This is a genomic window from Alphaproteobacteria bacterium (genome assembly GCA_030740435.1).
In the GTDB taxonomy this organism is placed as follows: domain Bacteria; phylum Pseudomonadota; class Alphaproteobacteria; order UBA2966; family UBA2966.
Genome location: JASLXG010000094.1, coordinates 1 through 16,556, shown reverse-complemented (window position 1 = coordinate 16,556; position 16,556 = coordinate 1). Strand labels below are relative to the sequence as shown.

General features: G+C 67.2%; 14 protein-coding genes. 7 read left to right on the top strand and 7 right to left on the bottom strand.

The window, feature by feature from the left end; translation table 11 throughout:
* The first annotated feature begins 159 nt into the window (after positions 1 to 159).
* Complete coding sequence (locus QGG75_10825) at positions 160 to 666, top strand: tetratricopeptide repeat protein (protein ID MDP6067726.1); 507 nt, start codon at positions 160 to 162, stop codon at positions 664 to 666.
* A 216-nt stretch (positions 667 to 882) separates the two neighbouring features.
* Here QGG75_10825 and QGG75_10820 read toward each other — a convergent pair whose 3' ends face one another.
* The 6 genes from QGG75_10820 to QGG75_10795 all read right to left on the bottom strand — a co-directional run bounded on the left by QGG75_10820 (position 883) and on the right by QGG75_10795 (position 6,579).
* The gene (locus QGG75_10820; GenBank protein MDP6067725.1) at positions 883 to 2,511 is read right to left on the bottom strand and encodes a glycosyltransferase family 39 protein; all 1,629 of its coding nucleotides are present in this window, start codon (positions 2,509 to 2,511) and stop codon (positions 883 to 885) included.
* Positions 2,508 to 3,227 (bottom strand): VTT domain-containing protein, encoded by a 720-nt coding sequence (locus tag QGG75_10815; GenBank protein MDP6067724.1) that lies wholly within the window; start codon positions 3,225 to 3,227, stop codon positions 2,508 to 2,510. The genes QGG75_10820 and QGG75_10815 overlap by 4 nt, the downstream gene beginning before the upstream one ends.
* Entirely contained in the window at positions 3,202 to 3,999 is a 798-nt protein-coding gene (locus QGG75_10810; protein ID MDP6067723.1) for a glycosyltransferase family 2 protein, read from the bottom strand. Before QGG75_10810 ends, QGG75_10815 begins: the two co-directional genes overlap by 26 nt.
* A gap of 106 nt (positions 4,000 to 4,105) precedes the next feature.
* On the bottom strand, positions 4,106 to 4,855 hold the full coding sequence (locus QGG75_10805) for a putative metalloprotease CJM1_0395 family protein (protein MDP6067722.1): 750 nt from the start codon (positions 4,853 to 4,855) through the stop codon (positions 4,106 to 4,108).
* 195 nt (positions 4,856 to 5,050) lie between these two features.
* The gene (locus QGG75_10800; protein MDP6067721.1) at positions 5,051 to 5,779 is read right to left on the bottom strand and encodes a Crp/Fnr family transcriptional regulator; all 729 of its coding nucleotides are present in this window, start codon (positions 5,777 to 5,779) and stop codon (positions 5,051 to 5,053) included.
* 317 nt (positions 5,780 to 6,096) lie between these two features.
* Complete coding sequence (locus QGG75_10795; GenBank protein MDP6067720.1) at positions 6,097 to 6,579, bottom strand: Lrp/AsnC family transcriptional regulator; 483 nt, start codon at positions 6,577 to 6,579, stop codon at positions 6,097 to 6,099.
* A 190-nt stretch (positions 6,580 to 6,769) separates the two neighbouring features.
* Between QGG75_10795 and QGG75_10790 the strand changes: the two genes are divergently transcribed.
* The 6 genes from QGG75_10790 to QGG75_10765 are packed head-to-tail and all read left to right on the top strand — an operon-like array spanning position 6,770 to position 16,217.
* On the top strand, positions 6,770 to 10,237 hold the full coding sequence (locus QGG75_10790; GenBank protein MDP6067719.1) for an indolepyruvate ferredoxin oxidoreductase family protein: 3,468 nt from the start codon (positions 6,770 to 6,772) through the stop codon (positions 10,235 to 10,237).
* Positions 10,238 to 10,283: 46 nt separating this feature from the next.
* Positions 10,284 to 11,375, top strand: coding sequence for a histidinol-phosphate transaminase (hisC, locus tag QGG75_10785; protein ID MDP6067718.1), 1,092 nt, complete (start codon positions 10,284 to 10,286; stop codon positions 11,373 to 11,375).
* Positions 11,376 to 12,854, top strand: coding sequence for a tetratricopeptide repeat-containing glycosyltransferase family protein (locus QGG75_10780; GenBank protein ID MDP6067717.1), 1,479 nt, complete (start codon positions 11,376 to 11,378; stop codon positions 12,852 to 12,854).
* Positions 12,851 to 13,744 carry an alpha/beta hydrolase gene (locus QGG75_10775; protein MDP6067716.1) on the top strand — a complete coding sequence of 298 codons (894 nt, stop codon included), beginning with the start codon at positions 12,851 to 12,853 and terminating at the stop codon, positions 13,742 to 13,744. The genes QGG75_10780 and QGG75_10775 overlap by 4 nt, the downstream gene beginning before the upstream one ends.
* A gap of 29 nt (positions 13,745 to 13,773) precedes the next feature.
* Positions 13,774 to 15,618: a dihydroxy-acid dehydratase gene (gene ilvD, locus QGG75_10770; protein ID MDP6067715.1), complete on the top strand. Its 1,845-nt coding sequence runs from the start codon at positions 13,774 to 13,776 to the stop codon at positions 15,616 to 15,618.
* Positions 15,618 to 16,217: an HAD-IA family hydrolase gene (locus QGG75_10765; GenBank protein MDP6067714.1), complete on the top strand. Its 600-nt coding sequence runs from the start codon at positions 15,618 to 15,620 to the stop codon at positions 16,215 to 16,217. Before ilvD ends, QGG75_10765 begins: the two co-directional genes overlap by 1 nt.
* Here QGG75_10765 and QGG75_10760 read toward each other — a convergent pair.
* Positions 16,214 to 16,556 (bottom strand): exodeoxyribonuclease III (locus tag QGG75_10760; protein ID MDP6067713.1); only part of this gene is annotated, 343 nt, incomplete at its 5' end. The genes QGG75_10765 and QGG75_10760 overlap by 4 nt on opposite strands.

The window sequence follows — 16,556 nt, the reverse complement described above, 5'->3', positions numbered from 1 at the left end:
CTGTTCCGGAAAGGTCCACGAATATCCTGGGCGTATCCTGACAGATCTTTCCTAACCCCTTATTAAGACAGGGAAAAGTACTCTGGTCGCGATGCGCACCAAGGGCTGGATGCGGACTTGGCCGGGCGGTGCCAATTGCAGTAAGGTCAGAACGTCGTGATGCGCAAAAAGCTGCTCGCCCTGCTTCCCTGCCTGCTTCTGGCACTGCCGTCAGCAGCTCGCGCCGATTACGAATCGGCTGTTCTGAGCTACAACAACGGCCGCTACGACGTGGCGTTGCGGGAATTCCGGCCGCTCAGCGAGAGCGGCCATGCCGGCGCCGAGTTCATGCTCGGCGCCATGCACTTCTGGGGCCGCGGCGTGGCGCGCAACGACGGCCTGGCCGCCATCTGGTTCTTCAAGGCCGCCAACCAGGGCCATCCCGGGGCCCAGCTGGCCTTCGGCTCGATGCACATCCGCGGCATCGGCGTGCGCCAGGATCTGGTCTCGGCCTATGTTTGGCTCAGCCTGGTCTTGCGCAGCGCCGTTCCCACCCTGGTGCATCAGGCGACGCTGCTGCGCGACGAGGCGGCGCGGCTGATGACGCCCCAGGAAACCGAAACCGCCCGGCGGCGAGCCGCCGACTGGAGCCCGACGCCGACCGGACTGACACGCTGGCGGCGTTAAGCTGCCCCCCCCCGGGGGGGCAGCTTAACGTTCTTGTCGCTCACGGCGGCGGCCCTTCGGCCCGCAGCCTGCGCGGGCGCGCCGCAGTAGCGGCGGGTCGCGTTGCTTCCGTTGCACCAAGACCAAGCAGAAAAAACCACACTTGGTGTCGGCGCTAAGCCGCCTCCCCTTGGGGGGCGGAGGCCAAGGGCGCGGAGGCGCCCGCCCGGTGAGGGGCTAATAAAACGCCAACGGCTCGGCGAGAACGTTGTCCCGCGTCCAGATGGCCAACTGCCGGCCGCGATAGGGCTGCACGTAGAGCGGCAGGCCGGCGCTCTGGGGTAGATTTTTCAGGTGCAGCGTGACGACATGGCCGTCCGGGTGGGCGGCCAGCCAGCTCTCCAGTTGGCGGCCCGGTACCACCTCCAGCGCGCGCCGCAGGCGGCCGGGGAACTGCAGTTGCCCCTGGTACTTGTTGACCACCGCCACGGCGTGGCCGCGCGCCAGAATTTCGCCGACGTGGGCGGCAGCGCGCTGTAGGTCGAAGGCCGGCCTCAGCGCCGGCACCAGCGTGGCGTGGACCAGCAGCACCAGGGCCAGCGTCTGTAAGGCCAAGGTCCGCACCCGGCCGGCCAGGCCAGGGCCCCGCCAGACAGCCACCAGGGCGCCCAGCAGGATCATGGCGAAACCCAATGGCTCCGCCGCCCCCAGCCAGCTCGGCAACGATCCCGGATGGCCTTCCGGCGGGCCCTGGCCCAGGCCGCCGAACAGCACCAGAGCCAGCCCGGCCAGCAGCACTATCAGCGCCGGCGGCAGCAGCGACCATCGCCCCTCCGGGATTTGCGGCAAGGCCCGGGCGGCGATCAGCATCAGCGGCGGGAACAGCGGCAACATGTAGTGGGGCTGCTTGCCGCTGATCAGCGAAAACACAACAAAGGCCGGCACCATGGTGGCGAGGGCCAGGCGCGGGCCAGTTTCGCCCCACATCCCGGCCCGATTGCGCCAGGCACCGCGCCACAGCGGCGGCCAAAAAAACCAGGGAAAGAGCAGCAACGGCAGCAGCGGCAGGTACCACCAGAAAGGCCGGTCATGGGCAAAGGACTGGCTCATGCGGCCCGCCGTCTGGCCCCACAGGATGGCGTCGCCATAGGTCGGTCCGCCAGCCCGCGCCGCCGGCAGAGCCCAGGCCAGCGCCGCCGCCGCGGCAACCAACACCGCCAACGCCAGGCCGCCATACCAGCGCCGCCAAGAAACCGCCTGAGCCGGTGGCTGGGCCGAGGCCCACCAGGGTGCCAGCAGGGCCGGCGGCAAGAGGTAGAGCGCGATCACCGGCCCCTTGGCCAGCACGCCGAGCCCGAGCGCCAGGGCCAGGCCGGCGAAACCCGTCACCAACCGGCCGCGCCAGGCCACGACCAGGGCCAAGAGGCCGACCGTGCTGATCAGCGTCAGCAGCATGTCGAACATGGTGAGGCTGGCGAAAGCGGCCCAAAACAGACTGCCCAGCAGCAGCCAAGGCACGAGTTCGGAGATTTCCGGGCGCTCGGGCCAGAGCTTGGCGGCCAGCGCCCTGGCGGCAAAGAGCGCCCCCAGGCCACAGAGCGGCGCCACCAGCCGGGCCCACCACTCGCTGACGCCAGCCACCGCCCAGCCCAGATTGATCAGCCAAAACAGCAGCGGCGGCTTGTGGCTGTAGGGCTCGCCGTTGAGGTGCGGCACCAGGGCATCGCCACTGACCCACATCTCCCAGGCCACCGCCAGATAGCGCGTCTCGTCGACCGGCGTCAGCGGCCGGGCCCCGAGCGCCAGGCCGACCAATAACAACCAGGCGGCCAGCCAAGGCAGAGCCGGGACGATGGCGCGCCTCATGAGCCGCTGCCCCCCTCCTCGCCCTCCTCCTCGCCAGCCAAACCGCTGGAGCGGCCGTAGCGCCGGAAGAGCCATACGCCGAGCCCGGCCGAGAGCGCGAAAAGGCCGACGCTGATGGCGATCTGAGTCTCCGAAGCGATGGAGACGCCCGAGCCAACAAGGGCGAAGATGATGGTCTGGGGCAGGTAGCCGAGCGCCGAGCCCAGCACGAAAGCCAAGCCGCCGATGGTGGAGACACCGGCCGCCAGGTTGGTCAACAGGTTGCTGCCCACCGGCAACAGCCGGATCACCAGGGCCATGGCGAAGGGGTTCTGGGCCAGAAAAGCATCGATGCGACGCAGCCGCGCCGGCGCCCGGGCCAGCACCACGGACCGGCCCGCAAGCCGGGCATACGAGAAAGTCACGACGCAGCCGATGACGGTGGCCAACAGCGCCAGCGCCGTGCCCACGACGACGCCGAAGGCATAGCCGGCGAGGAAGCCGACGATCTGACGGGGCAGCCCGAAGGTGGTAAAAAGTGCCGCGGCGGCCACGAAAATAGCCTCGCCAAGCAAGCCCTGACCACGCACCTGACTGTCGATCCAGTCGGTGCTGAAAGCCGCCGCCAGGCCGCTTTCCTTGACGGCAAAGCCGATGGCAAGCAGCGCCAGCAGCAGCAAACCACCGCGCGCGAGCCCCCGAAGATCCTTCTTAGCCGCCATCTCGTGGACCGTCATGCAGTTCTTCGACGACCGGCAAGCGGCTGCGCCGGGCCAGCCACATGACGCCGCAGATATCGACGATGCCGACCCACAAGCGATCGCCGACGCCATAGTGCGAGCGCCCCCCACGGCGCGGCCGGTGGTTGACCTCGACCGAGGTCACTTTGGCGCCACGCAGGCGCACCAGGGCCGGCAGGAAGCGATGGAAGTGATCGAAAAGCGGCAGGCTGAGAAAAAGCCGGCGTTCGAAAAGCTTGAGGCCGCAGCCGGTGTCCGGGGTACCGTCGCGCAGCAGGCGCCGGCGCACGGCGTTGGCCACTTTCGAGGAAAACCTTTTCAGCCAGCTGTCGTGGCGGCGGCGGCGATGGCCGGTGATGAGCTCCCGAACCGGCACCGGGGCCTCGAGATCGACCAGGGCCAGCAGCTTAGGCAGATCGGCGGGATCGTTTTGGCCATCGCCATCGAGGGTGGCTATCCAGCGCCCGCGCGCCGCCTCGATACCGCTGCGCAAGGCCGCGCTTTGACCGGCGTTGCTCTGGTGCCGGAAGCGCCTGAGCCAGGGTCGTGAGGCGGCCGCGGCGGCCAGTACCGCGGCGGTGTCGTCGGCGCTGCAATCGTCGACCACGACAAGCTCGAAAGCCAGCAGACCATCGAGAGCCGCCGCCACCTCGTCGATCAGCGACCCGATGTTGGCCGCTTCGTCGTGCACCGGGATAACGACCGAAAGCGGCAGATCGTGCTGCTTGTCGGTCGCTGCGGCGGCGCTATCGATCGGATCGTGGCCCATGCCGTATCGCAGTGGCGGTGGTGGTGCCGCGGCGGCTCGCGGCGCCAGCGCGGAGGTGCCCGAAGGTAATACCGCGGGCCGGCCCTCACAAGAAGAGTTTGCTATGTCAGGCGACGGCCAGCAAGGTCGGCGGCTGGCCAGCGGATTCATGGCCATAGGCCGTGGCGGCGGCGTTGCCGGCGTCGCCGGGCTGGCTGGGGCTGGAGTCCTCGGCCGCGGCGGCGGCCTCCTCGCCCCGCTGGGCCGCGGCCTCGGCCCGGGCCTTCGACTGTTCGGCCTGGGCCCGCGAGGCCACGGCGCGATCCTGGCCCGAAGGTTCGGCCGGTGCCATGGCGGCCCGCTTTACGACCTCCATCTTGCGCACCGTGGCTTCGGGATTGCCGGCTACCGGACTGACATCGATGGGCGTCGAGCCGTCGACGGCGTAGTTGCGGCCGTCGGGGCCGCGCTGGTAGCTATAGCTGGGTTGACCGGAATATTGCCCGCCGGCGTTGGCGTGGGCTTGTTCATGGCGCCTCACCTCGGCATCGCGGGCTTTGAGCTCGGCCACCAGTTTCAGCTCGGCCTCGCTGAGGCCCCCGGGATTGCTGGCGGATTTGCCGGTCTTGCCGTCGCTGGCAGATTCTTGGGCCGCCCGCAAGGTCGCGAAATCAATCAGCGAGGCGCCCTGGCGGTGGGCACCGGGATTGCCGTGTTTGGGGTGGGAATCGCCCCGCGCGGCCCGGGCTGGCGGGGTAATGGCAGTGGGGGTAACCGCGCCTTCGACGGCCGCAGCCTGAGTGGAGGCCGGCGCGGACGGCTTGCCGGCGCTGGCGAAAAAGCTATTTGCCGCGGTGACGGTATCAACGGTCGTCACATCGTGACCCCTGACTGCCGTCCCGGAGAGCGAAATTCTATCGTCTGTCGGGAGCTTGAAGCGGGCCTTCTGGACCCGGCTCTAATCCTAGCCCCGTGCCGCTAACAAACGGTAAACGGCGGGACTGAGCTAAGGCCTTGATATTACAACAAACACCATAAAATTTCAAGCGATTCCAGGCTGCCCCAGTGGTTACTAGCTGGCCGTCGCCAACTCATGCAGGCGCTGACGGTCGAGGATGAGCAGCGTCTTGTGGCGGCGCTTGACGACTTCCGCCTTGAGCAGCTCGCCAATGGCCCGAGCCACGGTCTCGGGCGTCGTGCCGGCCCACACCGCGATCTCCTTGTGTTGCGGCATGGAATTGATCTTCCAGCGGCCCTCGCCCTCGGGATCGGGCTCCGACATCTGCAACAGCTCGCCGTAGACGCGCTGCACACTGGACATCGAGGAAAGACCGACGACGCGGGAATTGAGCCCCCGGATGGTGCTGACGAAATAAAGCATCAGGCGCCTGCCAACGTCGGGATGGCGGGCCAGAAAGTCAACGAACGCGGCCGCTTCGACCTTGGCCAGCAAGGTATCTTCGGCGGCAAAGACGGTGGCCGAGCGGGCCTCGCCGTCGATGGCCGATAACTCGCCCAGCACGGCTCCGGCCTCGAGGTCGGAGAACGCCACCTCCTGGCCCGAGGCGGCATGGTCGACCACCCGCACCGTGCCTTCGGCAATGAAAAAAACGTCGGTGTGATTGTCGCTGCGATCGAAGATCTGCACGCCCTCGGGAAACCAGTACCAGGTGCTGAGGTTTTCCAGCTCGGCTATCGTCGCCGGCGGCATCTCCAGCAACAAGGCCGTGCCACGGAGGCTCTTCTCCCGGTCCGGCGGGATCTCCGTCTGCAAGTTATCGGGTTGCCAATCCGCCGTCATCGTCACCCCCCAGATTTTGCCCACCTATCACTCGACAGCGAGTTGCAGCGGCGAGCGCCGGTCGAGCCCGGTCTTGGTACCCATGATAGCGGATTTATCGGCCCGGTACAGGGGCGACAACGAGCAAATCCAGTTGGCTTCTAGCCCGCATGACAGGGCCGAGGAATACACCCTGGCAAGGCCGCCGAGCTGTCCAACGAAGCGGAACCACCTCATTCCAAGCAGCCTTCGTCATTAATCGTCAAACCCCACCTATTTTATTAAAAATAATTGCTAAATGACTGACAATGATTGTTTTTTCTGTTATCGTGACATCCTCAAACCTGCCCGGCCCGCTCTCGGGCATAGCGCAGCGGAACCGCCGCGCCGTCCTTGACCGTCTTGAGAACCAGGCTGGTGGTGACCCGGTCGACACCCGGCATGCGAATCAGGTCGTTTTGCACGAAAACCTCGAAAGCCCGGATGTCGGCCACCATGATGTGCAGCAAGTAGTCGCGTTCACCGGTGATGGCGTAGCCCTCCACCACTTCGTCGCGGCGGCGGATTTCGCTTTCGAATTCCTGAGCCCGGTGCATGTCGATGGTGACGTTGACGAAGACGTCGAGGCCGATGCCGAGCTGCTGGGGATCGAGCTGCGCCACGTAGCGCCGGATGACGCCCGCCTCTTGCAAGCGGCGCACGCGGCGCCAACACGGCGTCGTCGAGAGGCCGATGCGCTCGGCCAACTCGGCGATCGACAAGCGGCCGTCGCGCTGCAGCTCGTCGAGGATGCGGCAATCCTGTGTATCCAGACTTTCCATAGGCTTTCTTTCTCTGAATTCACAAAATTTTAGATGAATTTTTTATGTTTCTACAAATACCGCGGCCAAATGGCAATGATCTTCTCATTTTTCTGGGTGTATCATCCAATCCAGCCGGAGCGCGCCTGGCGAGGTGGGAGTTTTGGGCACCGCGCTCCAAATCCGGGAAACCGGCCCAGGGAGATCCGGCATGACTGGCAACAAGATCCTCAGCGACATCTCGTTGGACGACGCCTACAGCGCCACCGTCGGCCGCATCTATCTCACCGGCGTCCAGGCCCTGGTACGCCTGCCCATTGAGCAGCGCCGCCGCGACCGGGCCGCCGGCCTCAAGACCGGCGGCTTCATTTCGGGCTACCGCGGCTCGCCGCTCGGCGGCTACGACCGGGCGCTGTGGAGCGCCAAGACCCTGCTCGACGAGCACGACATCCGCTTCCACCCCGGCCTCAACGAGGAACTGGCGGCGACGGCGGTGCTGGGCACGCAGCAGGCCTCGGTCTACCCGGATTTCCAATACGACGGCGTCTTCGCCATCTGGTACGGCAAGGGACCCGGCCTCGACCGCGCCGGCGATGCGCTCAAGCACTGCAACTCCTATGGCTCCTCGCGCCACGGCGGCGCCCTGGTGGTGGTGGGCGACGATCACGGCGCGGTTTCGTCGAGCATGGCACATCAGTGCGAGCAGCTCATGCAGTCGTGGATGATGCCGGTCTTCAATCCATCGAGCCTGCTGGAATACCTCGACCTCGGCCTCTATGGCTTTGCGCTCTCGCGCTTCTCGGGCTGCTACGTCGGCTTCAAGGCGGTCTCGGAAACGGTGGAATCGGCAGCCTCGATACAGGTCACGCCGGGGTTGCCGGAGATCGTCCTGCCCGAGGATTTCGAGATGCCGCCGGACGGCCTGCACATCCGTTGGCCCGATCCCCAACTGGCCCAGGAGGAGCGGCTGCAATACCACCGCTTACCGGCGGCCCGCGCCTTCGCCCGGGCCAATCGGCTCGACCGCCGCGTCCTGGGGCCCGAACGCGGTCGCTTGGGGATAATCAGCACCGGCAAGTCGCACCTCGATCTGATGCAGGCGCTTTTCGCTCTCGGCATCGACGACAAGCAGGCCTTCGCGCTGGGCCTGGGGGTCTACAAGGTGGTGATGTCCTACCCCCTCGAAAGCATCGGCGCGACCGACTTTGCCGCCGGTTTCGAGGAAGTCCTGGTGATCGAGGAGAAACGCCCCTTCGTGGAAACCCAGCTCAAGGAGGCGCTCTACAATCTGGCCGCCGAGCGCCGCCCCAGGGTCAGTGGCAAGACCGACCCCGAGGGCCGGCCGCTGCTGCCCAGCAACGGCGAGTTGGATGCCGACCTTTTGGCCCGGGCCCTGGTGGCGCGGCTGGGCGATGCCGAGCTCGAACGCCGCGCCGCGGCCCAACTGGAGGGCCAGCAGCAGCTACGCGGCCTCAGCCAAAGCCCCAGCGACACGGTTCGCACGCCCTTTTTCTGCTCCGGCTGCCCGCACAACACCTCGACCCGGGTGCCCGAGGGCAGTCGGGCGCTGGCCGGCACCGGTTGCCATCTGATGGCGGCGCTGATGAACCGCGAGACCTCGAGCTTTTTGCACATGGGCGCCGAGGGCTGCAACTGGATCGGTCACAGCCCCTACGTGGCGGCGCCGCACATCTTCCAGAACCTGGGCGACGGCACCTACAACCATTCGGGCAGCCTGGCCATCCGCCAGGCCCTGGCCGCCGGCGTCAACATCACCTACAAGATCCTCTACAACGACGCCGTGGCCATGACCGGCGGCCAGCCCTTCGAGGGCGGCCTGACGGTGCCGCAGATCACCCAGCAGGTCTATCACGAGGGCGTGCGCCGCATCGCCGTGGTCAGCGACGATGCCGACAAGTACCCCGGCGACGTCGGCTTCGCGCCCGGCACCAGCGTCCATGGCCGCGACGAGCTTGATGCCCTGCAGCACGAGATGCGCGAGCTCGCGGGCGTCTCGGTGATCGTCTACGACCAGGTTTGCGCCACCGAACTCCGGCGCCGGCGCAAGCGCGGCGAGGCCGCCCCGGCCACCACGCGGGTCTTTATCAACAGTGCCGTCTGCGAGGGCTGCGGCGACTGTTCGGTGCAGTCGAACTGCATCTCGGTGGTGCCCCTCGAGACGCCGCTGGGGCGCAAGCGCGAGATCGACCAGTCGACCTGCAACAGCGATCTTTCCTGCCTCCAGGGTTTCTGCCCCGCCCTGGTCAGCCTGGAGGGCGCCGAGCCCAGGCGGCTGGCCGCCTCGACCGGCGCCGATTTCGCGGCCCAGCTGCCGGCACCGCCGGCCGCGCTGGTCGAGAAACCCTACGGCATTCTGGTTACCGGCATCGGCGGCAGCGGCGTCATCACCACCGGCCAGATCATCGGCATGGCCGCCCACATCGACGAACGCGGTGTCTCGGTGATGGATTTCACCGGCCTGGCCCAGCGCGGCGGCGGCGTCGTCACCCACGTACGGCTGGCGCCCCAGCCAGCCGACATCCTTGGCGCCCGCGTGCCGTTGGGCGGCGCCGACCTGCTGCTCGGCGGCGACCTGGTGGTGAGCACCGGCCCCGAGGTGCGCTCGCGCCTGGGCCCTGCCAGCCGGGCCGTGGTCGACAGCACCGTGGCCATGACCGCCGCCATGGTCATCGACCCTCGGGCCGAGATCGACGACAGCCTGCTGCGCCACCAGATCGAGGAAGTGGTGGGCAGCGCCAATTTGGCCGCCCTGCCGGCGACGCGTCTCGCGGAACGTATGGCGGGCAACTCGGTGGCCGCCAACATGGTGCTGCTGGGCCATGCCCTGCAGTCGGGCGCGATGCCGCTATCGTTGGCCGCCCTCGAGCGCGCCATCGAGCTCAACGGCGTCGCCGTCGAGGACAACAAGCGCTGCCTGGCGCTGGGCCGCCTGGCGGCCCACGACCCGGCCGCCGCCCTGACCCTGGTGGGGCTGGCCGACGAAGCAAGCGACAGCGCCGGCGAGAGCCTGGCGGATCTGGTGGCGCGGCGTGCCGCGTTCCTCGCGGATTACCAGAACGCCGCCCTGGCCGAGCGCTTCCGGGCCCTGGTGTCCCGCGTCGAAGCGGCCGAAGCCGGGCTGGGCGGCGAACGCCACCTCGGCGCCGCCGCCGCCGAGAGTTACTTCAAGCTGCTGGCGGTGAAGGACGAATGGGAAGTGGCCAGGCTTTACGCCGAAGGTGACTTCCGGGAGCAACTGGCGGCCCGCTTCAGCGGCAATTACCGCCTGCGCTTCCACCTCTCGCCGCCCTGGCTGGCGCCCCGTGACCGCCATAGCGGGGCCCGACTGAAGACTAGCTTCGGCCCCTGGGTATTGACGCTGTTTGGCCTGCTGGCCCGTTTGCGCGGCCTGCGCGCGGGACCCCTCGACGTTTTTGCCTGGCAGGCCGAACGGCGCCGCGAGCGCCAGTTGGTGGCGGAGTTCGAAGCCACCATCGAGGAGTTGCTGGCCGGACTCGATGGCGCCAACCTGGCCCAGGCCGTCGACATCGCCCGCCTGCCCCAGGCCATCCGCGGCTTCGGCCCGGTCAAGCAGCGCGCCATAGCGCGTTTCGAGGCCGAGCACGAGAGCCTGATGGCCCTCTACCGCCGGCGCGGCCAGGCTGCCGCCGCCGAATAGACTGTATATAATGGCTAAACGGACGGCGTAGCCGGGGAGGATCGTCATGACGGCACCTGAACCCCGCCAGGGGATCATGGAATTGCGTCCCTACAAGGGTGGCGACGCCACGCTGGAGGGCTTCGCGGAGCCCATTCGGCTGGCTTCCAACGAAGGGGCCTTGGGCCCCAGTCCCAAAGCCATGGCGGCGCTTGAGGCCATAGGGCCCGAGTTGCACCGCTATCCCGACGGCGGCGCCAAGGCCATGCGCCAGGCCCTGGCCGAACACCACGGCCTCGATGTCGCGCGCATCGTCTGCGGCGCCGGCTCGGACGAGCTCTTGAGCCAGCTCTGCCGCGCCTTTGCCGGCCCCGGCGACGAGGTGGTTCATAGCGCCCACGGCTTCATGTGGTACGCCCTGACGACGCGCGCCTCCGGCGCCACACCGGTGGCGGCGCCCGAAGTTGAGCTCACGGCCAACGTCGACAACCTGCTGGCGGCCGTCGGCCCCAAGTGCCGTATCCTTTTCCTGGCCAACCCCAACAACCCCACCGGTACGGTGCTCCCGCACCAGGAAATCGAACGCCTGCAGGCGGGCCTGCCCGAGGACGTGCTGCTGGTGCTGGACGGTGCCTACGCCGAATACATCGAAGACGACTGGTATTCCGACGGCGCCGAATTGGTCGAGGCGGCGGAAAACGCGGTCATGACGCGGACCTTCTCGAAACTCCACGCCCTGGCCCAGATCCGGCTGGGCTGGGCTTACTGCCCCACCGCGGTGGCCGACGTGCTCGACCGCATCCGGGCGCCCTTCAACGTCGCCGGCCCGGCCCAGGCCGCCGGCCTGGCGGCGCTGGCCGACCGCGAACATGCGGATCGCACCCGCGCCCACACCATCCAGTGGCGCAACTGGCTGACCGCCGAGGCCACCAAGCTGGGACTGCAAACGACCGACAGCGTCGGCAATTTCGTGCTGCTGCGCTTTGCCGACGAAGCCGGCCGCACGGCCCACGAGGCCGATGCCTTTTTGCGCAGTCGCGGCATTATCGTGCGCACCCAGGACCCGGTCGGCTTGTCGGATTGCTTGCGCGTCAGCATCGGCACTGAAGACGAGATGCGCGCCACCCTGGCCGCACTGGCCGAGTTCATGCAGGACTGAATGAGCGGCAACGCGGAGCCGCCGTCAGCCGACGATCTGGCCGCCCGGGCCGTCGAGATGATCGGCCGGCAGCGCTTCGACGAGGCCGAAGCCCTGGCCCGGGAAGCCCTGGCGGCGGCACCCCGGCATCTGACCGCCAACCTGGCGCGAGCCGCCTGCGCCCGGGCCCGCGGCGCCTTGGATGTGGCCGAAGGCTGCCTCGAGGTTGTGCTCGCCGACCATCCCGCCAGCGCCGCCGGCCACTCCAGCCTGGGTATGGTGCGGCTTCGACAAGAGCGCCTGGAGGAAGCCGAGGGCCTGTTTGCGAAGGCCGTGGCGCTTGACCCGAAAGACGCCGTCAACGCCTTCCGCTGGGGCGAATGCCTGCGCCGCCTGGGCCGCCTGGAAGCGGCGGAAACGGCGTTCGTGGAAGCCCTGAGACGCCAACCCGACCAAACCGACACGCTTTTCCAATTGGCCACCGTGCGGGGCGAGATGGGCCGCAGCGAAGAGGCCTGCGGCCTGCTTGAACGTCTGCTGGCTGTGGATCCGGAAAACGCTTCGGCACGCTTCAACCTCGGATTCCACTACCTGCGTCTGGGCCGTCTGGCCGCCGGCTGGCCGCTCTACGAAGCGCGCTGGCAGCACCCCGAGGCCCCGGCTCGGCGCTTTGCCGAGACGCCCTGGGACGGCAGCGAGGCCGGCGCCAGGCACCTTCTCGTGCACGCCGAGCAGGGCCTGGGCGACGCCATCCAGTTCGTGCGTTTCGTGCCCCAGCTGGCGGCCCGGGCCGAGCGGGTGACGCTGCTCTGCCAGCGCTCGCTGCTGGGCTTGTTTCGCCGCTCCCTGGCCCTCGAGGTGCTGGGCTTCGAGGATCCGCTACCCCCGGCCCATGGCCATGTGCCACTGCTCAGCCTGCCCGGCCTGCTGGGCACGACGTTGGAAAAACTGCCGGCCGAGGTGCCTTATTTGCACCCCCGCGAAACCGCCTCGCTGCCCGGGCAACCGGCCATCGGCATTTGCTGGGCCGGCAATCCCGAGTTTTCGCGCAACCAGGCCCGTTCCTGCCCGGCGGCGCTGTTCGCCGCGCTGCTGCAAGGCACCGGTGCGACGTTCTACGGCCTGAAAAAGGATGCTTCGGGCGAAGATCTGGCGCTTTTTGCCGAGAGCGGACGCTTCGTCGACTTGGCGGCCGAGTGGCAGGATTTCGAGCAGAGCGCCACGGCGCTGGCCGGCCTCGATCTGGTGATCACCACCGACACCGTGGTCGCCCACCTGGCCGGCGCCTTGGGCCGGCCGACCTGGCTGTTGCTGCACCAGGATCCGGACTGGCGCTGGCGGCTCGAGGGTGAGACCTCACCCTGGTATCCCAACACTCAGGCTCTTCCGCCAGCGCCGGCCCGGCGACTGGACGGAACTGGTGGGGCGCGTCGGCAGGGAACTCGCAGGCTTTTGCCGGACTTGATTTTGCCCCGCCCCTCGGCAATGACTGGGGCATGACAGAAATCACCGCCAACGGCATCCGACTGGAATACCAATCCGCCGGCCGTGCCGGCGACCCCGCCATCGTCTTCATCATCGGTTTTGGCCTGCAGCTCATCGCCTGGCCCCGGGCCCTGGTCGACGGCCTGGTCGAGGCCGGCTTTCGCGTCATCCGCTTCGACAACCGCGACACCGGGCTGTCGCAGCGTTTCCCCGACGCCGGCCCGCCCGACGTGGCCTCGGTTTTCGCCGCCCGCACCGCCGGGCTGCCCTTCGACTACGCCTACGACGAAGACGACATGGCCGACGACGTGGCCGGCCTGATAGCCGGGCTGGGGATCGAGAAGGCCCACGTCGTGGGCATGTCCATGGGCGGGCGCATCGCCCAGCGCCTGGCGCTGCGCCAGCCCGGCCGCCTGGCCAGCTTGTGCGCCATGATGACGACGTCCGGCGATACCAAGCTGCCGCCCGGTGACGCCGAGGTGATGGCGACGCTGATGACGCCGCCCGATGATCCCTCGAGCCGCAAAAGCTACGTGGCCAACGGCATGAAGATCGCCAGGGCACTCAAGAGCCCGGGCTTCAAGTTCGACGCCAAGGCCGTGCGCCTGGGCCTTGAGGCGGCCTTCGACCGCAGCCCCGGCATCGAGGGCTACCTGCGCAACATGGTGGCGATGATCGCGGCGCCGCCCTTTCACTACGACCTGGCCAATATCAAGCAGCCCACGCTGGTGCTGCACGGCGCCGCCGATCCGGTGCTGCCGCTGGCTCACGCCGAAGATCTGGTGCGCCGCATCCGGGGTGCTAAACTTCACCTTATCGAGGGCTGGAGCCACGAGATCCAGAGCCCCGACGTGGTACCGCTGCTGGTCGCGGCCATCGTCGAGCACTGCCACAGCGCCGCCTGAAACCCATCAACCCAATCCCGAGGAACGCCATGCCTGCCTATCGCTCCGACACCAACACAGTGGGCCGCGGCAATGCCGCCCAGCGGGCGCTGTGGCGCGCCACCGGCACGGCCGAGGAGGACTTCGGCAAACCGGTCATCGCGGTGGCCAATTCCTACACCCAGTTTGTGCCCGGCCACGTTAATCTCGACGCGGTCGGCAAGCTGGTGGCCCGGGCCATCCAGGCTGCCGGCGGCATCGCCAAGGAATTCAACACCATCGCCATCGACGACGGCCTGGCCATGGGTCACGAGGGCATGCTCTACAGCCTGCCGTCGCGCGACCTGATCGCCGATTCGGTGGAATACATGGCCAACGCGCACTGCGCGGATGGCCTCATTTGCATCACGAATTGCGACAAGATCACGCCCGGCATGCTGATGGCCATGCTCAGGCTCGACATCCCGGCGGTGATGGTTTCGGGCGGGCCCATGGAGGCCGGACTCAGGGTGGTCGACGGCGAAAGTACCACCTTCGACGCCGCCGATGCCCTGGTGGCTGGCAGCAACCCCGACATCAGCGACGAGGAATTGCTGGAGTTGGAACGCGGCGCCTGCCCCACCTGCGGCTCCTGCGCCGGCATGTTCACGGCCAATTCAATGAATTGCCTGGCCGAAGCACTTGGTCTGGCATTGCCCGGCAACGGCACCCTGGTCGCCACCCACGGCGCCCGGCGTGAATTGTTCCTGGAGGCTGGCCGCAGTGCTGTTACCTTGGCCAACCGCTATTACCGGGATGGAGATGAAAGCGTTCTGCCCCGGGCAATAGCAGATTTCAAGGGCTTCGAGAACGCCATGGCCGTGGATATTGCCATGGGCGGCTCGACCAACACCGTCTTGCATCTCCTGGCCATCGCCCAGGAAGCGGACGTTGATTTCACCATGGAGGATATCGACCGCCTGTCGCGCAAGGTGCCCAATATCTGCAAGGTGGCGCCGTCCACCCCGATCTATCACCTGGAAGACGTGCACCGGGCCGGCGGTATTTTTTCAATTCTGGGCGAATTGGACCGGGCAGGGCTGATCGATACAAGCGTCTCCACCGTTCACAGTGCATCCTTGGGCGAAGCACTTGGTGCCTGGGATGTGGGGCGGGGCGTCGGCGATAATGTTCAGACATTGTTCCGGGCCGGGCCGGGGGGCGCGCCCTCGACCGAGGCTTTCACCCAGTCCCGCCATTACGAAAGCCTGGATCTGGACCGGGAGGAAGGCTGCATCCGGGATGTGGGTCACGCCTATTCCAAGGATGGGGGGCTGGCGGTTCTGTTTGGCAATATCGCCCTGGATGGCTGCATCGTCAAAACGGCCGGGGTCGATGGAGACCTGCTCAGCTTTTCCGGCCCGGCGCGCATATACGAAAACCAGGACGATGCGGTCGCCGGGATTCTCGGGCGTGACGTGAAGGCCGGCGAGGTGTTGATCATCCGCTATGAAGGACCCAAGGGCGGCCCCGGCATGCAGGAAATGCTCTATCCCACCAGCTATCTCAAATCCATGGGGCTGGGCAAGGCCTGCGCCCTGATCACCGACGGTCGCTTTTCGGGCGGCACATCGGGCCTGTCCATCGGGCATGTGTCACCGGAGGCCGCCGAGGGCGGTATGATCGGTTTGATCGAGGCGGGCGATATGATCGAAATCGACATCCCCAACCGAAAAATCAATCTGGCCGTGGACGAAGCCGAGCTGGACAAACGCCGGACCGCCATGGAGGCCAAGGGTTGGAAACCGGCCCAGCCCCGCGCCCGCGCCGTCAGCCCGGCGCTCCGGGCATATGCCGCCCTGACTACATCGGCGGCCAAGGGTGCCGTCCGCGATGTGAGCCAGGTGGAGGATTAGTGGCCCCTCAATTTCTGCTCTTCGATCTTGGCGGGGTGCTGATCGAACTGGGCGGCACGGCGGAAGTCGGCCTGTTCGCCGGGCGCACGGATATGGACGCCATCTGGGCCGAATGGCTGGCCTCGCCGGTGATCCGGGATTACGAACGGGGCTTTTGTTCCACTGCGGATTTTGGCCGGCGCATGGTGGAGAGCCACAAGCTTTCCGTCTCCCCCGATGAATTTCTGAAGACCTATGAAAGCTGGACCAAGAAGCTCTCTTCCGGGACGGCGGAGCTTCTGGCCCAGGTGGGAAAGCGCATTCCCTATGGCTGTTTCTCCAATACCTGCGAGCTGCACTGGCGCCGCCAGGCCCAGGACTGGGGCTTGGAGGAAATGTTCGAGACCCGTTTTCTGTCTTTCGAAATGGGCCTGGTGAAGCCTGACCGGGAGGCCTTCGATCATGTGGCTGCAAGCCTGGGCATGGTGCCGGAGCATATTCTTTTCCTGGATGACAACCGTCTGAACGTGGAGGGCGCCCGGGCCGCCGGGTTCGATGCCCATCAGGTGGAAGGGCTGGAGGAGGCGCGGGGCGCGCTCCGGGAATACGGCCTAATCTAATCCAACTCGCACCAGACCGGCGTGTGATCGGACGGCTTCTCCCAGCCCCTTGGGTTGCGGTCGATGCCTGCCTCGCTCAATCGGTCGGCGGCCTGCGGCGAGAGCAGCAAATGATCGATGCGCAGTCCCTTGTCCCTGGCATAGCCGCCGCCCCGGTAATCCCACCAGCTATAGCGCCCGGCTTCAGGATGCAGCGCCTCCAGGGCGTCGGTCAGGCCGAGATATTTGATCTTGCGCCAGGCCGCCCTGGTGTCCGGCCGGCAAAGGGCATCATCAGCCCAGTTGGCCGGCTCGCACACATCGCCGTCGCGGGGTGCCACGTTATAGTCGCCGCCCAGC

Bases quoted from the DNA above. Each gene is read 5' to 3' on its own strand.
- QGG75_10825 (MDP6067726.1), top strand. From the start codon at position 160: ATGCGCAAAAAGCTGCTCGCCCTGCTTCCCTGCCTGCTTCTGGCACTG.
- QGG75_10820 (MDP6067725.1), bottom strand. From the start codon at position 2,511: ATGAGGCGCGCCATCGTCCCGGCTCTGCCTTGGCTGGCCGCCTGGTTG.
- QGG75_10815 (MDP6067724.1), bottom strand. From the start codon at position 3,227: ATGACGGTCCACGAGATGGCGGCTAAGAAGGATCTTCGGGGGCTCGCG.
- QGG75_10810 (MDP6067723.1), bottom strand. From the start codon at position 3,999: ATGGGCCACGATCCGATCGATAGCGCCGCCGCAGCGACCGACAAGCAG.
- QGG75_10800 (MDP6067721.1), bottom strand. From the start codon at position 5,779: ATGACGGCGGATTGGCAACCCGATAACTTGCAGACGGAGATCCCGCCG.
- QGG75_10795 (MDP6067720.1), bottom strand. From the start codon at position 6,579: ATGGAAAGTCTGGATACACAGGATTGCCGCATCCTCGACGAGCTGCAG.
- QGG75_10790 (MDP6067719.1), top strand. From the start codon at position 6,770: ATGACTGGCAACAAGATCCTCAGCGACATCTCGTTGGACGACGCCTAC.
- hisC (MDP6067718.1), top strand. From the start codon at position 10,284: ATGACGGCACCTGAACCCCGCCAGGGGATCATGGAATTGCGTCCCTAC.
- QGG75_10780 (MDP6067717.1), top strand. From the start codon at position 11,376: ATGAGCGGCAACGCGGAGCCGCCGTCAGCCGACGATCTGGCCGCCCGG.
- QGG75_10775 (MDP6067716.1), top strand. From the start codon at position 12,851: ATGACAGAAATCACCGCCAACGGCATCCGACTGGAATACCAATCCGCC.
- ilvD (MDP6067715.1), top strand. From the start codon at position 13,774: ATGCCTGCCTATCGCTCCGACACCAACACAGTGGGCCGCGGCAATGCC.